Origin of the sequence: Chitinophaga sp., assembly GCF_035564935.1 — a bacterium.
In the GTDB taxonomy this organism is placed as follows: domain Bacteria; phylum Bacteroidota; class Bacteroidia; order Chitinophagales; family Chitinophagaceae; genus Chitinophaga.
On the sequence record NZ_DATMTE010001055.1, the window covers coordinates 1 to 6,692 of the forward strand.

The following is a 6,692-nucleotide window of genomic DNA, read 5'->3' on the forward strand; positions in this document are numbered from 1 at the left end:
GATAGCAGTTGCTATCCGTATAAATAAACACCTGTTGAGCCGCCAGATTCCAGAACAGCTCCATCTTACATTTATTAAACGCGGGATCAGACAATATATCCCCGATAAGCGGCACTTTTACCGGGCGCTCTTTCTCCCACCCTGTTATATGTCCGTCCCTGTTAAGGTAAAAAAGCCGGCTGTTGCAAACAAACAAACGCAACGGGTCCAGCTGAGGCTGTATAATGCGGTACTCCACCTTCCCCTGTTTTACCAGAGAGATAGTATCATGCCAGGTGGCAAAATAACTTTCCTCATCCTTTGGTAGCACTACCGGCCGTATTTTGACAAACTGTGCCAACAGGTCGTCGGGCCAGCCCCTGATGGGATAGTAATCATTGCAGGTATCCTTATATTGCTGGTATTTATACCCCGGCAGCTGATTTCCTATATGCTTTACCGTACTTTCTGTAACGGTCAGGACCTCGCCGAGATCTGTTTCCACTGCTATTGCGGTATCATTGGGATAGATCCTGGCCATCCTGCTGCTTTTCAGACCGGGCAGGTTATCTGTATTAAAATTGAGAAAGTAATTGCCGTCAAATCTTGTTAACCCATTTTCAGTGGCCAACCATAAAAAGCCATTCCTGTCAGGAACGATACCTTTTACGCTGTTCTGCGGCAAACCATCTTCATCCGTAAAATGCCTGACAGTATAATGTACTGAGGTGTCCATTGGAGCAATGGGCACTACCGGCGTGAAGTCCAACAAAGATAGGCTGAGACAAAAAATAAGGTTCATTTTGGAAATAAAAGCATCACAACAATACAGCTTCAACAGTGATATTTTTTTATCACATCGGGTAAAGATATAAAACTTTTATTTGTCTTCCCGGCAATGCCAATCATACAAATATCTTATTTTGCCACTATGAACCATTCGCGTAACCATCCGGCAGCACTCCCATTCCTTTTCCTCTCTGAAATGTGGGAACGATTTGGCTTTTACCTGATCCTTGGTATTTTCCAGCTGTATCTTACAGACACATCAAAAGGTGGCTGGGGCATGGATCGGGCCACTGCGGCGGATATATTCGGTACTTTCATCGCCTTTGTGTACCTCACGCCTTTCCTCGGCGGACTGATAGCCGACCGAAAACTGGGTTACAGCAAGTCTGTTATTATAGGAGGAATACTTATGGGTATAGGATATATAGGGCTCTCTGTACACCACCTCCCTGTTTTTTACGGGTCGCTGGCCCTGATCTGTGTCGGGAATGGATTTTTTAAGCCTAATATCTCCACTTTGCTGGGGAATGTATATAACGATGAACAATACCGCAGCCGGAAAGATACCGGGTATAATATCTTTTACATGGGTATTAACCTGGGCGCTTTTATCTGTAACTTCTTTGCCGCCTTTCTCCGGAATACCATTGGCTGGGGCGCGGCGTTTATTGCTGCCGGTGTGGGTATGTTCCTGGGCGTGCTGATCTTTGTGATCGGAATGAAGCACTACCGGCACGCGGATGTACGTAAACCGGTACAGCCAGGCGATATGCCGCTGAGCAGGATCTTCTCCGTAGTGTTCCTTCCTGCCATTGTAGTAGGACTGGGCGCCTGGTTTATTCCCGGCAACATCTTCGGCTCAGATTCTACCGACGCTTTCATCTTCGCCTGTATTCCCATCCTCTTCTTTTTCCTGTCGCTGCTGCTGAAGGCAGATGCAAAAGACCGTAAACCGATAGCTGCGCTGCTGGCCATTTTTGCAGTGTCTATTGTATTCTGGGCCGTGTTTAAACAAAATGGTACCGCCCTTACTACCTGGGCGCAATATTATACCGACCGGGAGATCCCCGCTGCCATTGAACAACCGGCACAGCGTCTTTACCTCGTGGAAACAGTGCAGAACAAGCCCGATTCAGTAACCCGTTACGACGATGAGTTCAGGGTGGTGCGTGATCCGGCAGGCAAGCCGGAAAAAGTATGGGACAAGGCGCCCTATTTTAAGAATGTGGCGCCGGAAAAGATGCCGGCAGAAGGAAGCAGTATCAGCTTATATAATACCGAGTTGTTTCAATCCATCAACCCCTTCTTTGTAATAACACTCACACCATTGATCGTTGTGTTCTTTGCCTTGCTGCGGAAACGGAAGCGCGAGCCTTCCACCCCGTCTAAAATAGCATGGGGACTGATGATTTCGGCGGTATCCACGCTGATGATGGTGGGGGCCGTATATGCGTGCAGCAATGGCGCTGTGAAAGCGTCGCCCTGGTGGCTGGTTGGCTGCTATGGCATCATTACGGTCGGGGAATTATTCCTGAGCCCGATGGGACTCTCGCTGGTGTCAAAACTCAGCCCTGCGCGTATTACCTCGCTGATGATGGGAGGCTGGTTCCTGGCTACGTCTATCGGCAATAAACTGTCGGGCATCCTGGCCACCTTATGGGATACCTATGATAACAAGGCGAATTATTTCCTGGTCAATTTTCTTTTGCTTGGAGGCGCCGCCCTGGTGATATTCATGATGCTGCGCTGGCTGAACGGGATCTTCAAAGAGTATGTAAAATAATGCTACGATTCAAACCGCAGTAATTTTCTCATCTGGTAAAAAAATCTTTCCAGTAAGCGCAGGTCCTGCGTCACTACTTCTGCATTGCCTTTTAATTCCTTATCAAACGGAAGGGTTTTATGAAAAGAGGTTTGCAGGCCGTTGGGAAGAATTACGTTCACATAGTAATTACCATCTTTATCCGGTGAATTGGCCATGTTCTTTACGCGGCCTTCCACCATCCCAAATTCCTGGTAAGGATAATTATCCAGCTTCAGCAATACTTTCTGTCCTTCCTTTACTTTGCCGGAATTGGTGGCGGGGATCTGTAACCGGCCAATGAGCATGTCCCTGTCGTTAGGCATAACAGACATCAGGATATCGCCTGCTTTTACGAACTGGTTCCTGCCCAGGAATTGCTGGAAGCTCACTACGCCGTCGGCAGCCGATGTAAGCAGGTAGTTTTGTTCCCATGCGTTGAGCGACTTTCTCAACTGCTCAAAAAGCTGGGTGGTTTGGGAAGATAAATTGATCTTGTCTTTTTCCGCATTAATGGTAACGCCGCTCCTGGTTTTCTCAATACCAAGAATGCCTTCCTGGAGCTGCGATATCGTAATATTGATGTTTTCCAGGTTCTGCTGCGCCTGTAAAAATTTCATTTTTTCCAGGTTTAGTTCTGATGCGGAAACCACCTTTTCCTTAAAAAGCTCCTGGTACCTGTCAAATTCCCTTTTGGAAAGCTCATACTTTGTTTGCTCCAGGCTTTTCTGTTGTTCCAGGTTGCGTATCCTGCTCCGCGATTCGGCCAGGCTCCTGTTGGCTGCGGCATAGTCCGGCGAATAAGGCTGCAGCCTGGCATACAGCTGCTCTTCTGTTAAGGCTTTGGCAAAGGCGTTATAATCCACCTGGATATCGCCCAGCTTAAACCCCGCTACTTCACCAAGCGGGAAATGCGCCAGCTCCCTGTTATCCAGCGAATCGATGATGCGTCTCAACCGGATCACATCCCGGTAATCAGCTGTAGATTGCAATACCATCAACACCTGGTTCCTGGACACGGCCTGGTGATCTTCTACAAATATTTCCGTTACCCTGGTATTGGTTCTGGCTTCCAGTTTCTCCGGCGGGTTGCTGGAGGAGATAATAACAGTGGAAGGAATAAACTCCGGGTACTTTATGAGATAACTCATGAGTAAAATGAGCAGGAGTATGAGAAATATGGTGGTATTTCCCCAGCGTACCATCCAGTGCGGCGGTTGCGTGAGAATGTCCTGCACACCTTCCGAATGCAGGTGAATAGTGTCTATTATATCTTTCTTAGTTTCCAAGTTCCAGTTGATTTTTTACCAGCCTGTAATATTCCTTCCGGAGTGATACCAGTTCATCATGACTTCCTTCTTCCACTACTTTTCCTTTATCCAGTACAATGATCTTATCTGCATTTTTTACGGTCGATAACCGGTGAGCGATAATAACAGCTGTTTTCCCTTTCAGAAACTGCTCCAGGTTACCCATGATGGCTTTTTCTGTATTCGCGTCCAGCGCGCTGGTGGCTTCATCAAAAAATATAAATTCCGGCGATTTATACACTGCCCTGGCAATAAAAAGCCGCTGCTTCTGTCCCCCGCTGATACCGATTCCCTCATTACCGATCTTTGAATTGTAGCTTAAAGGCAGGCTTTCCACGAAATCCTTGATACACGCCACATCCACGGCTTTCCGGAGTTGCTGCCGGTTAATATCATCTGCGCCTACGGCGATGTTTTTAGCGATGGTATCGTTGAACACATATCCCTCCTGCATTACCACACCGCACTGATCGCGCCAGTAACGCGCCGAAATATGCTGCAGCTGCACATTCCCGATCTTAACCTCTCCTTCGCCCGGTTCATAGAATTTCATCAGCAGCTTTAACAGCGTGGTTTTACCGCTGCCGCTGGCGCCCACAATAGCCGTAGTTTTGCGGTGAGGGATGCGCAGGCTCAGGTGTTCAAACACCGGTGCGCCGGCGCCTGTATACCGGAAGGAAACATTGTTCAGCACGATGTCCTGTTCGGGTATTTCCGAAGCAGTTTGCACACCGGGGCGCTCTTCATCTTCTTTATCATGGATCTCCCCCAGCCGCTCCAGCGATATTTTTGCGTCCTGCAGCTGCTTCACAAAATCCATCAGTTGTATCAGCGGGCCGTTCAGCTGACCAATGATATACTGCACCGCGAGCATCATTCCCAGCGTAAGATTGCCGTCCAGCACCAGTTTGGCAGCCAGGAAACTCACGAAGATGTCTTTCACCTGGTTAATAAAATTCGCGCCTACAGTTTGCCACTGCTCCAGCGACAACGCCCTGATCTGGATCTTAAACAGTTTCACCTGCATAAATTCCCATCCCCAGCGCATCTGTTTTTCGGCATTATGCATTTTGATTTCCTGCATCCCGTTCACCAGTTCAATCACTTTACTCTGCTCCTGGGATAACTGCGAAAAACGTTTATAGTCCAGCTCTTTTCTCTTCTTCAGAAAAAAAGAAATCCATCCCACCGATAAAACAGCGCCCAGCAGGTAGATCAGGAATAAGCGGTAATCGTACAGCAGCAGCACTATGCTGAAAATAACCAGGTTTACCAAAGAAAAGAGGGTATTCAGGGAAGAATTTGTCAGCAATTGTTCTATCCGCTGGTGATCATTAATGCGCTGCATAATATCGCCTGTCATGCGGGTATCAAAATAGCTGATCGGTAATTTCATGAGTTTTATGAAGAAGTCGGACACAATAGAAATATTGATCCGGCTGGAAAGATGCAATAAGATCCAGCTGCGCACAATATCTATTCCCATTCTGCCCATAAACAACATCACCTGTGCCAGTAACACGAGGTAAATAAAGTCCAGGTCGTGGTTCTGGATGCCGATGTCTACAATGCTTTGTGTAAGAAAGGGAAAAATAAGCGACAGTACGCTTCCTGCCAAAAGACCAATGGCCAGCTGGGCGATCAGTTTTTTGTACCGGGAGAAATAACCGAACAGGAAAGAAAAATCCTTCCTGCTGCGCGGTGCAGCGGCATCTGCTTCATAAAACCCCGGGGTGGGATCCAGCAGCAAAGCAATTCCTTCTTCATCCCGCTCATTCTTTCCCCGTCCTATCCAGCCATCTATAAACTCCTGCTGTGTATATTTAATAAGGCCGTAGGCAGGATCGGAAACATACACCATGGTATCTTCGCCGGATTTCTTTACTTTATAAACCACCACGAAATGCTGTTGCCCCCAATGGCAGATACAGGGCATGGGCGCATCTTCCACGAGTGTGCGGAAGTCTATCTTCACGGCCAGCGACTTAAAACCCAATCCCTCCGCAGCGGTGGACAGGCCAAGCAGAGAACTCCCCTCCCGCGTGGTTTCCGCCAGCGACCGGATCGTTTCAATTTCTGTTAGCCTGCCGTAATGCTTACTGATAATTTTTATACAGGTAGGACCGCAATCCTTCCCGTCCGGCTGCATATAAAAAGGGAATGCTTTCAGCTTCATATTATTTTATTATCTCTTCCAGCCCGTACCAGGCAATAGCAGATTGCTTCAGCGGATTCTCCGCCCAGTTCTCCCAGCTATTGGTGTACGGATCGTACCCGCATTTCAGTGGCCGGGAATAAATATCCTGCGGGTTTTCCACGTAGGCCCTGCAATCCGTGCATACATGACGGAACTCACAATCTTTGCAAACCGTTATTTCATCCTTGCGGATCTTTCCATGCCGGTGAAACGTTTTATTCTCCAATACTTCCCGTACAGATGTTGTGGTAACATGGCCGAAGCTTTCCGGTAAGGAAGGGCAGTTTTTAATATAGCCGTCCCCGTTTATACTCAGTTTCCTGTTCAGGCAGGTGTTAAAATGCTGGCTTTCGGTGAACAGTTCCATATTTGCAATGAAATAATCAGAACGGATTTCGCCACAGGCCAGGCAGGAGTTAATATTACTGCTGAAGAATGCCACCGGTACGGAACCGTCGAATATTTTCTCCAGCTTATCTACCGGAGAAGAATGTATCAGCAAAGATTTTACACGGGGATATTGTTTTACCAGTTTATCGAGCGACTGCAGGTCCAGCGTTTCTTCAAAGGGCAGCACCAGTTTGATGAACTTCAGGGTAGTGCCGTTGAATATCTC

The 6,692-nt window shown here is 47.7% G+C and carries 5 protein-coding genes; 1 reads left to right on the forward strand and 4 read right to left on the reverse strand.

The genetic code is table 11. From position 1 onward, the window contains the following. Positions 1–715 (reverse strand): two-component regulator propeller domain-containing protein (locus VN105_RS27415; protein WP_325646273.1); only part of this gene is annotated, 715 nt, incomplete at its 3' end. Between the two features lie 195 nt (positions 716–910). Here VN105_RS27415 and VN105_RS27420 point away from each other — a divergent pair. Continuing rightward, entirely contained in the window at positions 911–2,551 is a 1,641-nt protein-coding gene (locus tag VN105_RS27420) for a peptide MFS transporter (protein WP_325646275.1), read from the forward strand. Between the two features lie 2 nt (positions 2,552–2,553). Here the strand turns inward: VN105_RS27420 and VN105_RS27425 are convergent, their stop codons facing one another. The 3 genes from VN105_RS27425 to gwsS form a co-directional block, all read right to left on the reverse strand. Next, entirely contained in the window at positions 2,554–3,858 is a 1,305-nt protein-coding gene (locus VN105_RS27425; RefSeq protein WP_325646277.1) for an HlyD family secretion protein, read from the reverse strand. Further along, positions 3,848–6,055, reverse strand: coding sequence for a peptidase domain-containing ABC transporter (locus tag VN105_RS27430; protein WP_325646279.1), 2,208 nt, complete (start codon positions 6,053–6,055; stop codon positions 3,848–3,850). Before VN105_RS27430 ends, VN105_RS27425 begins: the two co-directional genes overlap by 11 nt. Before the next feature lies 1 nt (position 6,056). Further along, positions 6,057–6,692 (reverse strand): grasp-with-spasm system SPASM domain peptide maturase (gene gwsS / locus VN105_RS27435; RefSeq protein ID WP_325646281.1); only part of this gene is annotated, 636 nt, incomplete at its 5' end.